This window comes from Calyptranema fuscum S582, assembly GCF_055793305.1.
The window spans coordinates 15,430-32,864 of record NZ_JBSLYH010000068.1 but is presented as its reverse complement, the minus strand read 5'-3'; the positions used below and the strand labels follow the sequence as shown (position 1 = coordinate 32,864).

The window sequence follows — 17,435 nt, the reverse complement described above, 5'->3', positions numbered from 1 at the left end:
ACCTCAATGTCTTGGGCAATGACACCGATGTCGATGGCAACCCACTAACCGTCACAACCGCGACTGCCTCTAATGGCACGGTCACCATTAATGGCGATGGCACTCTGAACTATAGCCCCACAGCTAATTTCAATGGCACCGATACCATCACCTACACCATCAGCGATGGCAATGGGGGTACCGATACTGCCACCGTCACCATCACCGTTAATGCCAATCCAGATGTTGTCAATGACACCTTTGCCGGAGAAGAAGACCAAGCAGTTATAGGGAACGTCTTTAACAATAACGGTAATGGTGCTGATGATCTAGGCAATGGACCGACCACAGTAACAGCCTTCGATAACACCAGTGCCAATGGTGGAACAGTCACTGTTAATTTGGATGGCACTTTCAGCTACAATCCCATCGCTAATTTCAACGGCACTGATACATTCACTTACACTGTCACTGATGCCGATGGCGGTATCAGCACAGCTACAGTTACCATCAACGTCAATGCTAATCCGGATGCAAGCAATGACACCTTTGTGAGTGAGCAAAATCAATCTGTCACAGGCAATGTTTTAAGTGATAACAGCAATGGAGCCGATGACCTCGGTGATGGATCGACGACAGTAACAGCTTTTGATGCTACTAGTGTCAATGGCGGAACGGTTACGGTTAATCCAGATGGTACCTTCAGCTACAACCCTGTCGCTAACTTCAACGGTACTGATACCTTTACTTACACCATTACCGATAGCGATGGTGATACGAGTACTGCCACAGTGACGATGAATGTTGATCCCAATCCTGGTGCGATCAATGACATCGTCACAGTAGAAGAAGACAGCACCATTAACATCATCGACGTACTAACTAACGATGATCAAGGAAATGCTCCTGCTAGCATCACAGCAGTTTCTACAGCTAGCCACGGCACCGTCACGATTGACAACAATGGTACACCAGGCATCTCCAGCGATGATTTCATTCGCTACACCCCCACAGCTAACTTCAGTGGCACCGATAGTTTCACTTACACCATCACTGATGCGGATGGCGATACTAGCACCGCCATTGTCAATGTGACTGTCGATTCTCATCCTGATGCGGTACATGATGCAACTACAGTGGACGCTGACAGCACTAACAACGTAATCAACGTATTGGCAAATGACATTGACCAAAGCAATGGTTCTGCCAAGATCACTGCGGTTTCCACGGCAAATCATGGAACTGTCACCATCGATAACAATGGCACACCGAACAATCCCTACGATGATGTGCTGCGCTACACTCCCACCGCCAACTACTCTGGCACTGATCGCTTTACCTACACGCTTACCGATGCTAATGGTGATACCTCAAGCGCTACCGTCGATGTAACAATCCGTTTGACTACTGATACGGATGGGGACGGAGTACCTGATGCAATTGATTTAGATGATGATAACGATGGCATCACAGACCTACTTGAAAACAACGGTAACCCTAATCGCGACACAGATGGAGATGGCATTTCCGATCGCCTTGATCTCGATAGTGACAATGATGGCATCACTGATGTTACTGAAGCGGGGCATGGTGCAAAAGATACCAATGGCGACGGGAAACTGGAGGGTTCATTTGGCAGCAATGGCTTGTCTAATGCAGTTGAAACTAGCCCTGACGGTGGCATACCCAACTACACCCTCGTTGATACAGATGGGGATGGGGTAGCTGACTTCCGAGATCTGGACAGTGACAACGATGGTATTTCAGATGTGGTAGAAGCAGGCGGTAGTGATCTAGATGGGGATGGCATTATTGGTACGGGTATTTTTATCGATGCCAATCACAATGGTATTGCAGATGGTATTGATCCGACTAAAGGTGGATATCCCTTACTGGTACCTGACCAAGATGGAGATGGTAAATCTAACTATCGTGATTTAGATAGCGACAATGACGGCATTGTTGACTTGATTGAACAAGGCAGCCAACTTCCCGATCTCAACCAAGATGGCAGAGTGGATGGTGGAGATACGGATGGCGATGGTTTGGTTGATATTATTGATGGCAATGATGGAACGTTTGGTAGTGGAGGCGTTCCCATTCCTCCGGCTATAGATTTTGATGGGAATCATATCTCTGACTTTTTAGAACCCCCTACTGGTGACAATGGCACCCAAGGTTCTGATGACGTGACAGGAACTGATGGTGATGACATCCTTAATGGTTTCAGTGACATCGATATCTTGAAGGGTTTGGGTGGTAACGACATTATTAATGGTGGTAGTAGCCGAGATACCCTGCGTGGGGATGCGGATAATGACATCCTCAATGGTGGTAGTAACGATGACAACATGGATGGCGGTACGGGCAACGACATCCTTAATGGTGGTAGTGGCAATGACTGGATGCGCGGTGGTTTTGGAGATGATATTTTAAGTGGCGGTTCGGGTAAAGACCGATTGTATGGGGGTACTGGCAATGACATCCTCAATGGTGGTGATGGTCGCGATCGCCTATTCGGTGACAAAGGTAATGATGTGATTCGGGGCGATCGCGGCGATGATCTAATCTCTGGTGGATTGGGCAAAGACAGATTGACGGGTGGTCAAGGACGGGATCAGTTTATCTATCAGTCCAATGCAGAGTTTGGTGATGTGATTACGGACTTTGAAATTGTCAAGGATCGGATCAACCTGAAGCAAGTCGCCGGAATCAACTCCGTAAGTGATTTGATAGTTATGCAGAAGGGCGATGACACATTGATCAAAGCCGACGGTAAAACGCTTGCCCTACTCCAGGATGTCAATGCGAACACCTTAACCCAGCGTCATTTCATCTTCTAATACCAATCTCTCATGATGAGTTGGGTGCGCAACACGTACCTAGCTCATTACGCCCAACCTTGAAAATTGTGTTTTCACAGCAATTTACTTAGGATCTAAGACAGATGATGAGAGTAGAGAAGACGTGTGAAACCATTCGGCTGAGGCTTACGACGAAGTTCCTGTGTTCCCATGGATAACTCGGTCTCAGGGGAGTGTTAGCCCTCTTGGCAAGAAAGTGCAGACTTCTTATCGCCATGGGTAGCCAAAATTTAAGGAATTTGTATTAGTCAATCGGCAAGCATATGAGTTGGTAGTCCTAAAAAATCAATGGTTTTTTGTTGTGTGGACTAAGCCAAAGCAACAAAAAATCATTACACAATTACTACTACTTACAAGCTTTAACGCAGCAGTCGCAAAGATTTTTGACAGCATGATGACTGCTATAAAAAACAGGGAACCTTGAGTCAAGATTTATATCCGAAAGTAGAGTATTTTAATGAAAAGTTTAAGTTTTCTGCCCCTTACAGTTCTTATGATGGCAAGCATTGCCGTTGGCTCTTCGGCGGTTGCCCAAACCCCAGAGTCAGATAGCAATGAATCAGAACCCGCATCCGAGACTGCAACTGGCTCTGCCATAGATTTAGTCATCTCACCACGGATTGGAGTTGGGCATAGTAGTTCGAGTGGGGGCTTTGATGGTATTACCCAGTTTCAAGGGTTTATTCCGCTTGATCAAACCCCTGGTCATGACATCCTTTTCTTGGAACCCAGATTTTTACTTGATAACGATGGCAATGTTGGCGGTAGCCTATTATTGGGATACCGAAATTACGATCAAGATAGCGATCGCATTTTTGGTGGCTATGTCGGGTTGGATAATCGTGAAACCGATAATAGTAATTTTTACCAGTTGGGTTTAGGGCTAGAGAGTCTGGGGCGAGTATGGGACTTTCGGATGAACGCATATCTCCCCATCGGAGATACGAATGAATTAATTGATGAAACCCGAGTCGATACTGGATTCGATCTTTCCACAGGGTTTCAGGATAACTATTTAATGTTGACGAGCCGTCGAGAGCAACAATTAACTCGTATTTATGAAGCTGCCTTATTTGGATTAGATGCCGAAGTTGGAGCTAAACTCGCTGCATGGGATGAGGGTGATTTACGTGCCTTTGCTGGAGTCTATTTTTACGACGCCGCAGGGGTCGATCCGACTTTAGGATGGCGACTACGGATGGAAGCCAGACCCACCCAAAATCTTAACCTGGGCGTAGCGTTACAAGAAGATGACATTTTTGGTACCAATATTGTTTTTTCGGCTGGACTAACCTGGCCTCGTGTTCGTCCCAGAGGTCCGCTGACCAGTGAAGAAGAAGTCGTTGCCCGATTAGGCGAATCAATCGTTCGTAATCCTGGTATTGCCGTCGATACCTACGAAAAATCAGAGATGATTGTTGAAGAAACTACGGAACCCCTAATGAACCCAGAAGAGGAAGAGCCGTATCGGTTTGTTCATGTCACATTGGGACAACACAATGGCAATGGCACCTTTGAACATCCCTTTGGCACGGTTCAAGACGCATTGGATGCAACCTTTTCTGATGGCAACAACATTGTCTATGTAGATGCAGGCAGCAATCCTTTAATTCCAGCTTTCACGATTCCCGATCGAGTTCGGGTTTTATCTCAAGGTCCCGAACAGTTGTTAGCAGGAATGCCTTTTCTCGGTTTTCCAGAGCTACCTGCAAGGCTACCTTTTTCCCCAGTCATTAACTTTAATGATGGCATCTTAGTAAGCCTACCTTTCTCTGATGATGGCAACTTCCCGTTAATTCAAGACGCATCCGCTACAGACTTGGTCAGGATGGGCGATCGCAGCATCTTATCTGGCTTTAGAATTGCAAATGCAGTAGGTAATGGTGTTTTTGCAAACTCTGTCACCGATGTTGAAATTCGCGACAATACAATTACTAACTCTGGCGATCGTGGGATTTTTCTTAATAATGTCACAGGTAGCATTGTCCTGTTTGACAACACAATTTTGGGATCTCAGAGAGGCTCTAGTTCTGGACAGGGTATTTTCATTCAGAATACGACCAGTGGAGCCGTAGAGGTAAGTATTCAGCGACAAGAATTGGTCAACAACCAAGTCGGCATCAATATTGTTGCATCAGGAAATCTAGTGCAAAGTTTAGATCCTCAGCAAATTGTCAATATTGACGATACGTCTATTCGCAATAGTGCTGAGCAAGGAATCGCCCTTGCCGCTGATAGTCTTGGCAACCAGCAAGTTGCATTTAGGAACGGCGAAATTGTCAGGAGTGGGAATGAAGGACTGCGAGTTCAAGCGACTAACCTAGGTTCCCAGGAAATTACAGTTGAAGACAGCAACCTTAGTAATAATGGTAGCGATGGAATTCGGGTTCAGGCGGGTGTACTCAATGGAACTTCAACAGCGGCTCAAGAAGTCTTCATCCGCAGAAATCAGATTCTCAACAACGGTGGTGATGGTATTTCGATTACGAGTAATGAAGTTTCGGCTCAAGAATTGGCGATCAGCGATAACCAAATTACGGGTAACAGTGGCGCTGGCATTCGTGGTGTTGCTAACAATGTCAGCTTCCAAGAATATGTCACCGATGCTAGTAACAACTCTTTGGGCATCAGTAATAATGTCATTTCAGGGAATGGGGATCAAGGAATTACTCTAACGGCTAATGACTCAGCGACCTTAGTAACCGATATTCAAGCAAACAGATTGTCTAGCAATGACACAGCAGGTGCTTCTGACCTAGAGATTACTGCCAATGCCAATACCAACAATGTATGCGTCTTCTTAGTTAACAACTCTAGCCCAGCTGGAATTCGTTTGGATAACAATCAACAAGGAAACCCTGGATTCTTTGAAGTTGTTAATTTAGATACCCTCTCTGCTAGAAATAATGGAAGTGTAGATTTATTACCGAATCCTGCTGCTTTCACAAATCGATCCGGTTCCACATCTTGTTTTGAAGACTAAAGATTTCAATTTTCAGAGCTTAGAGATTCCTCAAAAATTCTATCTGCCTGTTTCACCCCAAATACTGACTTATCGTTTTTCTATTGGCGTTATCAAGCTGATTGCTGGTGAGAGTATGCTTCCATAGATACGTTGACGTAGTTTTTCCCATAAGGGAAACATACGGAATCAAGGGTATGGGCATCCTCCCCATAGTTTAACTTGACCGATCGGGATCTAACCTCGATGGAGAATCGACCTGACTTTATTCCCAAGCAACTTGAAGCACAGGTGGCAGGGTTGACGAATCGGGTGGATGAAACGATCTTGCTCAATTACAAGGGGGTGTATGGCGTGGCTGGTGTGGCTGGCATCACTCCCTCTGTCACCACAATTGCGGCGGCTCAACAAGCTAAGCGAACCTTGAGTAGGCAACTTTGCATCAAAACCATTTCAGCGTTGCAGGTCAATGTTCCCAATAATGTGGCGATTACCTGGATTGCTTCTCACGTAGTCAACCTGGCGCTTAGGATCACGAATTAATTAAAACCGAAGATTTATTTTTGGAAGCGCGGCTCCGCCGCGCTTCCAAAAATAAATCTTCGAGTTTATTAAATCCACGATCCTTAACGAAAATGCGATCGCTTTACTTGCAGGTGCTGCCCGCAGGGTGGATTCCCCCCCATGTAAAACCGACAACATGTGAAATTTCAGGGGATCTTGACAAACGCAAAGGTGAAATTACCGTAACTTTACTGACACAAAAGTTAATCTAATCTGGATGATAGCCCCAAAAGCTTGTAGTTTTCTATACTATAGTTAAGGGAAAGATAGAAAGCCGGGAAGTCTGGACTCGTTGCATACACGACCTGCGTGGACTCACCCGGATGTGATGGGTCATTGTTCGTAGCATGGTCTAGTCCATTCAGTATTATTCTCGGTAAGCGAGGCATAGAAACGTGAGCGGATATGCATGGGGTCAGGTGCGACGGTACAGTTCAGACGCGATCGCCCAGTATTATAGATTGCGACCCTGGAAAACACTGTGGCGAGCGATCAGCATTGTTAGTCTATTTATCAGTTTTGTCGTGGGCTTGAAGTGGGATGACTGGCTGAACCGCACAAACACCGAAAAAGCAAAACGAGCCGTTCAACTCCGACAAATCTTGACGCGCTTGGGTCCCACCTTCATCAAAGTCGGACAGGCACTCTCTACACGCCCTGACCTGATTCGCAAAGATTTTCTAGAAGAACTGGTTAAGCTACAAGATCAACTGCCGCCGTTTCCAACCCCGCTGGCTTTTAGCATTATTGAGTCAGAGTTAGATCGATCACTGGATGAGATTTTTAAGACGATCTCTCCTGAACCTGTTGCGGCTGCCAGTCTGGGTCAGGTCTACAAAGCTACTCTGCGGAATGGGGAAGAAGTTGCGGTTAAGGTACAACGCCCTAACTTATTGCCGATCTTAACGCTCGATCTGTATCTCATGCGTTGGGCAGCCAGCTGGCTGGCACAGTGGTTGCCGCTTAATTTAGGTCATGACTTAACCCTAATTGTCGATGAGTTTGGGGTCAAGCTGTTTGAAGAAGTGGACTACCTCAACGAAGGGCGCAATGCAGAAAAGTTTGCGGCAAATTTTCAGTCTGACCTGACGGTTAAGGTGCCTTCGATTTATTGGCGATTTAGCAGCCATCGAGTGCTGACACTGGAATGGATTAATGGCATTAAGTTGACCGATACCGACCAGGTGCAAGCGGCGGGTTTGGATACCAATTCCCTGATCCGCATTGGCGTTACTTCAGGCTTACGTCAGTTGCTAGAGTTTGGCTTTTTCCATGCCGATCCGCATCCCGGCAATTTGTTTGCGCTGACAGATGGGCGGATGGCATACATCGATTTTGGCATGATGGATCAACTGGATCAGCACACCAAAGAGAGTCTGGTGGATGCCGTTGTTCATCTGATTAACCGGGACTATAACGATCTGGCAAAGGATTTCGTTAAATTAGGATTTCTCACTCCGGAAACGGATATTACGCCGATTATTCCGGCGCTTGAGTCGGTTTTGGGGAATGCGATCGGTGAAAGTGTCGGGAGTTTCAACTTTAAGACCATTACCGATCAGTTTTCGGAACTGATGTATGACTATCCGTTTCGGGTTCCTGCCAAGTTTGCTTTGATCATTCGCTCTCTTGTAACTCAGGAAGGGTTGGCACTCAGTCTTAATCCTGCTTTTAAGATCGTCGAAATTGCTTATCCTTACGTGGCTCGGCGACTATTGACGGATGAATCACCCGAACTGCGGCGACGTTTACTGGAAATTTTGATCAAAGATGGTAAGTTCCAATGGCAGCGTCTGGAAAACTTGATTGCGATCGCCCGGTCTGACAGTAGCTTTGACTTACTACCAACGGCTCAGATGGGTTTGCAATATTTGATGTCTGAAGAAGGGCAGTTTTTACGGCGGCAATTGGTGTTAGCTATGATTGAAGGCGATCGCATTCATACGGATGAGGTTCAGCGATTGTGGAACCTGGTCAAAGATGATATCAAGCCATCCCAGATTTTCAATGTTGCTCTGGGTGCGCTCACCAGTTTTTCTGCCAGTAATGCAGCAACGTTGATTCCGTCGATGGCAATGTTGCCGATTTTTCAAACTCAGACCAACAAGTAACCCCAGCGTCATCGGTTAACTGCCTCGCCCGTACAAGCAGCAGGCTAAAGTTACACCACTACGCTAAAAATCATGCTTAAAAAACTAAAACCCGTAACTGTTTGGGGAGAGGGCGGCTTTGCCGCCCTCTCCCCAAACAGTTATTTAAGTTATTTTTATGAGGATCCTAAGCATGATCATGGGGTTCAACTTAGATACGCGTGGCTAGAGTTTACATCTCCCTCTGTTTTCGGTACCAAAACAGGGGAAAATGAGATCGACTTTATTAACTTTACATTTCTCAATCATTTCAGTTTGCTTAAAAGGCGACTGCAAACCCAATCCTCTTATATTCAGATGGATGCTCATCTAGCTCTCTGAAAAAGGCGAACTCGCAATCATAGCAATTCTCAATTGCGTGAAGTCCAAAGTGTTGTGAGAAAGTCCCGCTCCGCGCGGCTCTCTAACACCCGCCGTCTATCCAGGCGCGAAGCGCTGTATTTCTAATTGATTCATTGATCCAAGGAGTCATTTGTGCCCTATTACTATCCTCTAGATCCACCCTATTTCTTACTTGTCGCGGGTTTATTAGCCAGTCTTGCGTCTGGATTTGCCTTTTCTGAAACGCTCAAGCAAGCGGTCAAAGACTGGTCAAAAAATCGGTCTACCCGCACTCTGGCAACGTTAAGGGGTCCGCAATTGTTTGTTCCCTTTATTGGCATTATGGGTGGCATCTGCGCGTTTTTGTCATCCGGGTTAGAAATTTTTGGCTTTCCCACCAATCTGGCGTATACATTTGCTTGCCCCTTAACCGCGTTCACTGGAATTTTGGTCTGGTCGCAGTTGGGTAAGATTTTGACGCAATTAGAAAAGGGCGGCTCCAAAGCGTTGGATTTGGATTCGTTAGGTTAAATTGTCCGGCTCACAAATCCATGACCCTGTAATTTTGTTTGAGAGAGCGACAGCAAAGCCGTCGCTCTCTCAAACAAATTGGGGTTTATAGCAACCATCGAGATGGTTAAATCAGGCTCATGGATTTAACCTGTAATTCTTGAGTAAGGGCGCACAGCGGTGCACCTCTACAGAGCACTTAACTCATAGGAATATTTAATCCGCGATCCTTAGCGATCGCTAATTGCTATTTTCTTCGATGGCTTTGCCGCAGTCTGCCACGGAGGCACGTTGGGTCATGGCTGCAACCAGAGCATCATAGGCGGCTCGGTGGTTTTCGATTAAGGTTTTGGCTTGCAGTTGTGCCAACCGGGTTTTCATTTCTGCTTCGGCACTCGGGCGTTTTAGCTGTGACCAGAGTAGCCGAATCGTGCGGCGATCGTCTGCGCCCCCTTCCGCACTGTCATACATCAAGGTTTCAGCCGCGATGCCTGCCATCCAAACGGTGCAGTATTGATCGACCAGCTGAGCCGAGAGGGTTCCCGTCTCTATTTCGGCATCCAGGTTTTGCGTATCAAAGCTAACGCCACCCAAACCCGGTTGCCCCTGGCGAAATGCTTCCCAGGCACTCAGCGTATAGCCCGTAATGGGAATGCCTAACTTATAGGCGGTGAGAAAATGTCCGGCTTCATGGTGGATGACCCGCTCGCGATGGTCTGGAGAAAAGCTTGCCAACCAATCGAGCAACAGGGTACTGCCGCGCCCCTGCCAACTCAGATTATCTGCCGTCGCGATCGCCAGAATACTAAACGTCGCGATCGCCGGAATAAAGGGTGAGAGATGCAACCACGGCCCCAGCAAGCTAGACATCACCATGGTAAAAATGGCGATCGCGACTAAATTCAGCGAAATCTGATTCAAGGTGTGCTTACCCCGTCAAGTGTACGAGCTTTGTAGAAAGTTTCTAGACTATCGCGATCGCCCACAAAGCGCCAGTGCCAGGGTTCGTAACTAATGCCACGCGGACTGTCTTTAGGGAACGATAATTCAAAGCTAAAATAGGCAGCGTTTTGTTGCAGCCATTGAAACGCAGGTGTCGTTTCAAATGTGGGTAACACATCGGTATCGGGGCGATCGCCATCGCCAATATCAACGGCATAGCCTGTGTGATGTTCGCTATAGCCGGGGGGTGCGGTCACTTCTGCCCGTTCGCTGGCTTGTTGCCCCCGTTGCGCTTTCATCTCAAAAAATAGATATTCCTGATCTTTAATCGATCGAAATCCAGAAATCGGTACCAGGTTAATGCCCTCAGCTTTGGCTGCCGCCACCATATTTAGAAATTTCGCCGCTGCGGCTTGCCGAAGTTTGAGACTCCCATCGGCAGCAATAGGAGCCAGCGTGTTGGCTGGGGCTTCATCATACGGTAAGTGCCCCAATAAAGCATCAGAGAGGACAATTTTTTGTCCGATTAAGGTTGATTCCGCCGTTTCAATAGTCGAACTGAAAGCTAGGTTGAGAGTGACAGGAATCGGATTGCTAGACGATGGCGATCGCCCATTGAGTAAAATCCCAAAGCCCAGTGCTATAAAAAATCCCAGCCCAGCCCACAACCAGCGATTCCCATTAATTCGCAGCACAGGAGGACGAGGTAAAGGCGGCTGGTTTTCGATCTCCGGGGTTTCACGTAATGCCTCTGGAATATCACCAGATGGGGAAATCGAAGGCTTGGATTTTTTTTTAGGAAGACCTGGATTACTCACCGGCGAATCTCCACTCTGCATTCAGTCTCCGCACTCAAATCAGCTTAATCTTAACGGTGTGCGGTAGTGATCCTGTTTGAAAACTACCCGGTGTGCAACCCATTGACTATACCAGACCGACCCTGCCAAACGGGCGTCAGTCACAACCCCATGGCAGAATAAAATTGACCTTTCGCCCAGATGTAGAGCCAAGCACACCAATATTAAACCAAATTTGGTTTATACTGCATCCGCTTGCAAATCACATTGATATGACATAGCACTAGTGTTGCAAACACGAAATTTTGCAACATGGGGGTTTGGGGGCTGCGCCCCCAAGAGGGGGTAAAACCCCCTCCACCCCTTTCTAAAACTTTTAAGTTGGTGTACTAGTCTTGTGACCCATCTTGGCATCGATCTATTAAAACTCTATATCCCCCTGGTGTTATGGGTGGGTTTAGGGGCTATTCTGGGCTATCGATTGCCCAAAGCTGTTTCCTATTACCTGGGTAAGTTTTTGTTTTGGGTGGGCGTCCCCATTAGTATTGTGGCGTTTCTCAGGCAGGCAGATCTATCCGGGGCAATTTGGTTAGCGCCAGCGATCGCCTGGGCAGCGATTCTCTTGGGCGCGTTATTAGGGTGGTTGTGGATTCAGAGTCAGCCCTGGCGGCTGCAAACGGTTCGTCAATGGCATCATAGCCCCGGTTGGCTGAAAACCCTGACAAAATCCAATACTGCGACTTTGGACACGCGATCGTCTCAAGGCAGTTTTTTGCTGGCATCCATGGTCGGCAATACAGGATATTTGGGGTATCCAGTCGTGATTTTATTAATTGGACCTCAATATTTTGCCTGGGCATTGTTTTACGACACCATTGGTACGGTGCTGGGTGCCTATAGTCTGGGTGTCATATTAGCTGCCCGCTTTGGCTTGGGCGATCAAAACCCCTGGCACTTGGCGCGAGTCATGCTGTTGAACCCAGGCTTAGTGAGTTTTGCGGTGGGTCTTGGGTTTCGCCAGGTTCCCTTACCCACCGATGTAGAAATTGGATTGAAAATCTGTGCCTGGACAATGCTGGCGCTCTCGCTGTTGCTGATGGGGATACGGCTCAGCCAAATTACATCCTGGCGAAGTGTCCGTTTGGCATCGGTCAGTCTCACCATTAAGATGCTGATCGTGCCATTGATATTGGGATTGGGGCTGACGGCTTTAGGGCTGACGGGTTCTACCCAACTGGTGATTATTTTACAAACGGCAATGCCGCCAGCCTTCGCGACGCTGGTTCTGGCAGAAGCCTATGAACTCGATCGAGAATTAACGGTGACCGCACTGGCAATGGGATCAGTAGGTCTGCTGCTTACCCTACCGATGTGGCTACTGTGTTTCTCACCCAGGTAATCCATCAGATCTCCTGCACATTCAATTTTTTGGGTTAGTTGAGGCGGGGGCAAAGCCCCCGCCTCAACTAACCCAAAAAATTGAATACTACTGAAAGAATGACTGGTATTATCCTACCCAGTTGACATCGCCATCGGAAGATTTAACCGGGGGCAATGGCTTTGCGATCGGAACTTCTCGCCGGACAAACGCACTTCCCGTAATATGCGACTGGGAAGAATGCGTGTCTTGAATAATATTCCCCGGAATGGTGGTTTGTGACGGATGAGAGGGCGCAGTACTAGCCTGAGGAGGCTTTGAGCTAGCTTTTTTATCTGGAACAGCGGCACCACTCGGACGTTGCTGATGGATAGTCCGTTCTTGATTGACCGTGGTTTGTTCTTGCTTTTTTTGAAATGCCTTTTTTTCGGGGATCACGACTTTTTCCATGACCCACTCAATCGTCTGTTCTTTGAGCCAACCGCGAGCCACCAAGATTTCTCCAAATCTCATCCCTGTGGCGCGTTGATCATTCAACACGACATTCACTTGATCAAGCGTCAACAACCCTGCATCGATTAAATACCCGCCAATGCGCTTTGGCTTGACAAAGGTCTGGTTAGCCTTAACCCGAAGGCGATCGCTTGTGTTCAACATTCCTTACTCCCACAATCGTTCCAGATGTAGCCGAGGTAAACGCGCAACTGTCACCAACGACCCACAGCACCTGCCTCTAAACCCCAAACATCCTGTCCCAAAACTACACGTTTGAGACCAGCAACTCCGGATCAGCAATTCTTATAACTCAACACATTTCGTGATCAATAGAGGTTGAAATTGGGAGTACCGGGGGCACAGCCGCCTATCCCCTGAGTATCAAACTCTACGAGTGAAAAGCAGTACTAAGAATCACACTAACGTTTAGGAAACACACTTAACGTATAGAGACTTACAGAGATTGACTGTTAGATAAGATTCATCTCAGTAAATTCTCTGGTAAAAATACACAAGCCCTAGTTTTCACTAGGGGATTCTCCATAGTATAGCAACTCCATTACGAAGGCTCCACTGAGTTCTTTATGAGAAGTTCATAACATTCCCTGGAAAAACTCATTTAAAGTTAACAATTCAAGAGATAGAAAGTAGTATTGATCACTACGTATTGATCAAGCTACGGGTTAGCTCCGTCTGACGGAGTCTGAGATACAAACCGTAAAAATGCTACAACCATACATCTGAAAAGGCTTCCAGCCATAATACCGTATATTCACTGAGGCGCGATCGCGGTCGATAAAATCCCAGGAGGTTGTGTGATACCAATTTAATTAGCGATCGCACCAGATACCGTAGGGGCGCATTGCGATGCGCCCTTACACTAGATCGATGTGCCGTGGAGTCTGTTTAAATCAGTATGAGAACCCTCGCGGAGCGAGGGTTCTCACACAACCCTTGTTCTAATCAACCCCTCGACTGCTCTAAAAGATTTGATGCTTCGACAAAAATCATCAGAATCAAGATTAGTTTGAACTCAGGGTCAAATCGATCGCCCCGCTCAAAATCTTGCTTTCCAGTTGTGTTCTTGCCAGATCGCCGAGAGTTTGGATGGCTTGTTCAACTTCATCCGTCCAGGGGATACCACAACTCAGGCGCAGGCAATTGTTATATCGTCCCGATGGAGAAAACATAATACCGGGAGCTGTACTGATCTGATGCTTTAAAGCTTCTTCATAAAGGGTAAGAGAATCAAATCCGGGTGGCAGCTCTAACCATAAGACATAGCCCCCTTTGGGACGGGTTACTCTGGTTTCAGTCGGAAAGTAATCGCCAATGGCTTGAGTCATGCACGCCAGTTGGGATTGAAATGCTCGACGCATGTGCCGTAAATGGCGATCATAACCGCCATTGGCAAGGAATGCGGCAGCGGTCAGTTGGGGGGCGATCGCCGTTGTCCAGTTCACCCCCATCTTGAGTTGTTCGACCTTCACCTGATAGCGACCGGGCACCGTCCAACCCACCCGTAACCCTGGCGATAAGGTTTTGCTGACAGAGGTGCAATACAGCACCCGACCTTCTGTGTCAAAGGCTTTGATCGCTTTAGGACGACTGCCCGTAAAACACAAATCTCCATAGATATCGTCTTCGACCAGGGGCACCTGATATTCATTCAGCAACGCCACCAATTGCTTTTTCTTGAGATCGCTCATGCAACTGCCGAGCGGATTGCTGAAATTGGAAACAAGGGCACAGACGGTGACCTGGCGTTGCTTGAGAGCTGCCTCTAGATACTCCAACGACATCCCCTCCTGGGGATGGGTGGGTAATTCCAATGCTTTGAGGTGTAAAGCTTCCAGCGTTTCTAGTAACCCATAGTAGGTGGGCGACTCGATCGCCACGGTATCCCCAGGTTGCGTCACTGCTCGAAGTGATAGATAAACCGCTTCCGATGTGCCATTGGTGATGACGATCTGATCCGGATTGACTGAACAACCCGCTTCCATCAACCGTTTTGCCACTTCTTGACGCAACTGCTCGGAACCTCTAGGGGTGTCGTACGAATGAGAACTATCGGGATGGTTGCGTAAGACCTGACCCATGAGCCGATTTAGCGCAGCCGTAGGCAAAAGTTCTTTTCCAGGAACCGCAGCCCCCAGCTTGACTTTATTGGGATCGCGCAAAGTCGCACTCACCCGAAATGCTAGCGAAACATCGACCGGCAAATTGTGTTGCGGCAAAACGGATTGAATGGGTTCATCTGGCAAGACGCGCAATGTCGATTTAACAAAATAGCCCGACTGCGGACGTGCCCCAATCAGCCCCCGATCTTCCAATAGCCGATAGGCTTCCAAAACCGTAGACATACTGACGGATAACTGATCTTTGAGCTTTCGTACCGAAGGCAAGCGATCGCCCGGTTTTAGCGTCCCCTCTGCAATCAACGATTGAATGCGGTCAGCAACCTGCTCGTAGAGATTTTTGTTTTGTGCCTGGTCGATGGGGGTGACGTTCATGGGGGATGGGGGTAAAGAGATAAAGGGGTGGAGGGGTAAAGAGATAAAGGGGTGGAGGGGTAAAGAGATAAAGGCTACTAGCTAACAGCTGATAGCTAATAGCTATCAGCTATTTCGTAACGACCAATACAGTTGCAGGCGATCGCAAGCAGAACAGTTACCTGAACTCAAACTGTACCCATAACAATTCATGTTAACTGCATCTGTTCTGTTCGGATAAAATTCGCGAGAATTCACATATGCGAAACAGATACAAGCATCGACCGATAGACCCCAGTTGACCGACCGATCAATTCCGTCAATTGACAACCAAGTCGCTGTTCACCTGCCATCGATTTTTTAGAAGATTCCTGCTAAGGATCGTGGATTTAACAAAACCGAAGATTTATTTTTGGCAGCGCGGCGAAGCCGCGCTGCCAAAAATAAACGTCCGGGTTCTAATTAATTTGTGATTCTAAAGAAGCTACCTAAATGCTCTGGATGTTTGCACTGAGCGTAGTTGCAGCCCAGATCAACAGGTAGATTCATTCCTAGAAATCTCCTCAACAGCCGATCAGCTCTTAAAAAAAGCTGACTCCAGGTTGACAGTTGGTGTTGTCTAATAGTTGCTGTTTCTATCGAAATCCTTCATGGAAGCTATGAAGACGGTGTTTTGATCCTCCCAGATATGACTCTTACAGTAAAGCTAATCCACCTGAGTACCTCAACCTTAACCGGAAGGAATTACGATGAAATCTTACAACTCTTCTCCACAGTTTGATTTAATTCCTGACTATCCTTATCAGTTGATTGATCTGGCGTTAGGTAAAGTCAGTGCTCAACATAAGATCCAAAAACGAGGTAGGATTCAACAATTTTTGAGCTCTTGGCTCACTCACTTTACGCATACATCTGAACCTAGAATTTGGCAGAAATGCGATCGCCACGGCAATATCTATTTCTATGTATATGATCCGATGACAGGACGATCTTCCACTTTAGGATCTGAACAAGAAGTTCGTGTTTGGCTGGAGCAACGATATAGTCAATAAGTACTTCAGTCTCATTAAAAACCAGATTCAAAACCCTGTACCGATTGCACTGCAAACGATGCAAGGTTTTGATTCAAGGTTTTTAAGAAATTGTAGTTGATGACGATCGACTGAATTCTTAGCCGTGATGGGTTGTGATTTGAAAGACTGGCTGATCCCACCAAAAGGCTACGGTGTATACATAAGTCTCCTATACTTGCCTAATCCTGTTTTGATCCCCCCTAGCCCCCGCGCATTCGCGCCGCTGCGCTAGAAAAAAGGGGGGAATTGGTTCGGAAGTCCCCCTTTTTAAGGAGGATTTAGGGGGATCTGAAACAGTTTGCTACTTGTAGGGACTTTTCAAACATATACCCATAAGAAACCCATAAGAAACATGTCAGATTCTACCCTTGAAGCGATTTTCAACTTTATTCCAATCTCAGATGCGATCGCCACAGCGGGACAACCAACCCCCGAACAGTTTGCTGCCATCAAACAAGCTGGCTATGACGTGATCATCAATCTAGCCTTGCCCACCTCTACCAATGCTTTGCCCAATGAACAAGAGATTGTTGAATCACACCACATGGAATATATCCATATTCCAGTGGTTTGGGAAAATCCAACATTGGCAGATTTACAGCAATTTTTTGCAGCCATCGAAAGTCATTCTGAGCAAAAAATATTGGTTCATTGTGCCATGAATATGCGGGTGTCTGCGTTTATCTATCTCTATCAACGTATTCGTCAGCAATTGAATGATGCAGACGCCAAAAAAGCTTTAGATCAGATCTGGACACCCAATGAAATCTGGCAAGCCTTTATTGAGCAGGCGATCGCCACACTTCAGCACGAAGAAGATTCCTGAAAAAGATGGTACCCCTGTAGAGACAAAGTATTCATCGGATAGTCGTTGGTCACTGGCGAAAATCATGGTTCGAATGCTTCGA

13 protein-coding genes are annotated in these 17,435 nt (G+C 46.9%); 9 read left to right on the top strand and 4 right to left on the bottom strand.

Annotation, left to right across the window (positions count from 1 at the left end; all coding sequences use genetic code 11):
• The 6 genes from ACR6Z4_RS28990 to ACR6Z4_RS28965 form a co-directional block, all read left to right on the top strand.
• Positions 1-2,822 (top strand): beta strand repeat-containing protein (locus tag ACR6Z4_RS28990; protein ID WP_479720832.1); only part of this gene is annotated, 2,822 nt, incomplete at its 5' end.
• A 514-nt stretch (positions 2,823-3,336) separates the two neighbouring features.
• On the top strand, positions 3,337-5,826 hold the full coding sequence (locus tag ACR6Z4_RS28985) for a right-handed parallel beta-helix repeat-containing protein (protein WP_479720831.1): 2,490 nt from the start codon (positions 3,337-3,339) through the stop codon (positions 5,824-5,826).
• Between the two features lie 225 nt (positions 5,827-6,051).
• Positions 6,052-6,348, top strand: a complete 297-nt coding sequence (locus ACR6Z4_RS28980) for a hypothetical protein (RefSeq protein WP_479720830.1) — start codon at positions 6,052-6,054, stop codon at positions 6,346-6,348.
• 416 nt (positions 6,349-6,764) lie between these two features.
• On the top strand, positions 6,765-8,480 hold the full coding sequence (locus ACR6Z4_RS28975) for an ABC1 kinase family protein (protein ID WP_479720829.1): 1,716 nt from the start codon (positions 6,765-6,767) through the stop codon (positions 8,478-8,480).
• A gap of 72 nt (positions 8,481-8,552) precedes the next feature.
• The gene (locus ACR6Z4_RS28970; RefSeq protein WP_479720828.1) at positions 8,553-8,840 is read left to right on the top strand and encodes a hypothetical protein; all 288 of its coding nucleotides are present in this window, start codon (positions 8,553-8,555) and stop codon (positions 8,838-8,840) included.
• Between the two features lie 153 nt (positions 8,841-8,993).
• Positions 8,994-9,371 carry a hypothetical protein gene (locus ACR6Z4_RS28965; protein ID WP_479720827.1) on the top strand — a complete coding sequence of 126 codons (378 nt, stop codon included), beginning with the start codon at positions 8,994-8,996 and terminating at the stop codon, positions 9,369-9,371.
• A 219-nt stretch (positions 9,372-9,590) separates the two neighbouring features.
• On the opposite strand, the gene ACR6Z4_RS28960 is transcribed toward ACR6Z4_RS28965, so the two are convergent.
• Together ACR6Z4_RS28960 and ACR6Z4_RS28955 are read right to left on the bottom strand one after the other, a co-directional pair.
• On the bottom strand, positions 9,591-10,271 hold the full coding sequence (locus ACR6Z4_RS28960; RefSeq protein WP_479720826.1) for an ATP-dependent Zn protease: 681 nt from the start codon (positions 10,269-10,271) through the stop codon (positions 9,591-9,593).
• On the bottom strand, positions 10,268-11,110 hold the full coding sequence (locus ACR6Z4_RS28955; protein WP_479720825.1) for a M15 family metallopeptidase: 843 nt from the start codon (positions 11,108-11,110) through the stop codon (positions 10,268-10,270). Before ACR6Z4_RS28955 ends, ACR6Z4_RS28960 begins: the two co-directional genes overlap by 4 nt.
• A gap of 376 nt (positions 11,111-11,486) precedes the next feature.
• Here ACR6Z4_RS28955 and ACR6Z4_RS28950 point away from each other — a divergent pair, with 376 nt between their 5' ends.
• Entirely contained in the window at positions 11,487-12,488 is a 1,002-nt protein-coding gene (locus tag ACR6Z4_RS28950; protein ID WP_479720824.1) for an AEC family transporter, read from the top strand.
• Between the two features lie 108 nt (positions 12,489-12,596).
• Here the strand turns inward: ACR6Z4_RS28950 and ACR6Z4_RS28945 are convergent, their stop codons facing one another.
• Positions 12,597-13,124, bottom strand: a complete 528-nt coding sequence (locus ACR6Z4_RS28945; RefSeq protein ID WP_479720823.1) for a cyclic di-GMP-binding domain-containing protein, MshE-related — start codon at positions 13,122-13,124, stop codon at positions 12,597-12,599.
• Positions 13,125-13,984: 860 nt separating this feature from the next.
• On the bottom strand, positions 13,985-15,475 hold the full coding sequence (locus tag ACR6Z4_RS28940) for an aminotransferase-like domain-containing protein (protein ID WP_479720822.1): 1,491 nt from the start codon (positions 15,473-15,475) through the stop codon (positions 13,985-13,987).
• 728 nt (positions 15,476-16,203) lie between these two features.
• Here ACR6Z4_RS28940 and ACR6Z4_RS28935 point away from each other — a divergent pair.
• The gene (locus ACR6Z4_RS28935) at positions 16,204-16,506 is read left to right on the top strand and encodes a hypothetical protein (protein ID WP_479720821.1); all 303 of its coding nucleotides are present in this window, start codon (positions 16,204-16,206) and stop codon (positions 16,504-16,506) included.
• Between the two features lie 373 nt (positions 16,507-16,879).
• Positions 16,880-17,353: a protein tyrosine phosphatase family protein gene (locus ACR6Z4_RS28930; protein ID WP_479720820.1), complete on the top strand. Its 474-nt coding sequence runs from the start codon at positions 16,880-16,882 to the stop codon at positions 17,351-17,353.
• Positions 17,354-17,435 lie beyond the last annotated feature (82 nt).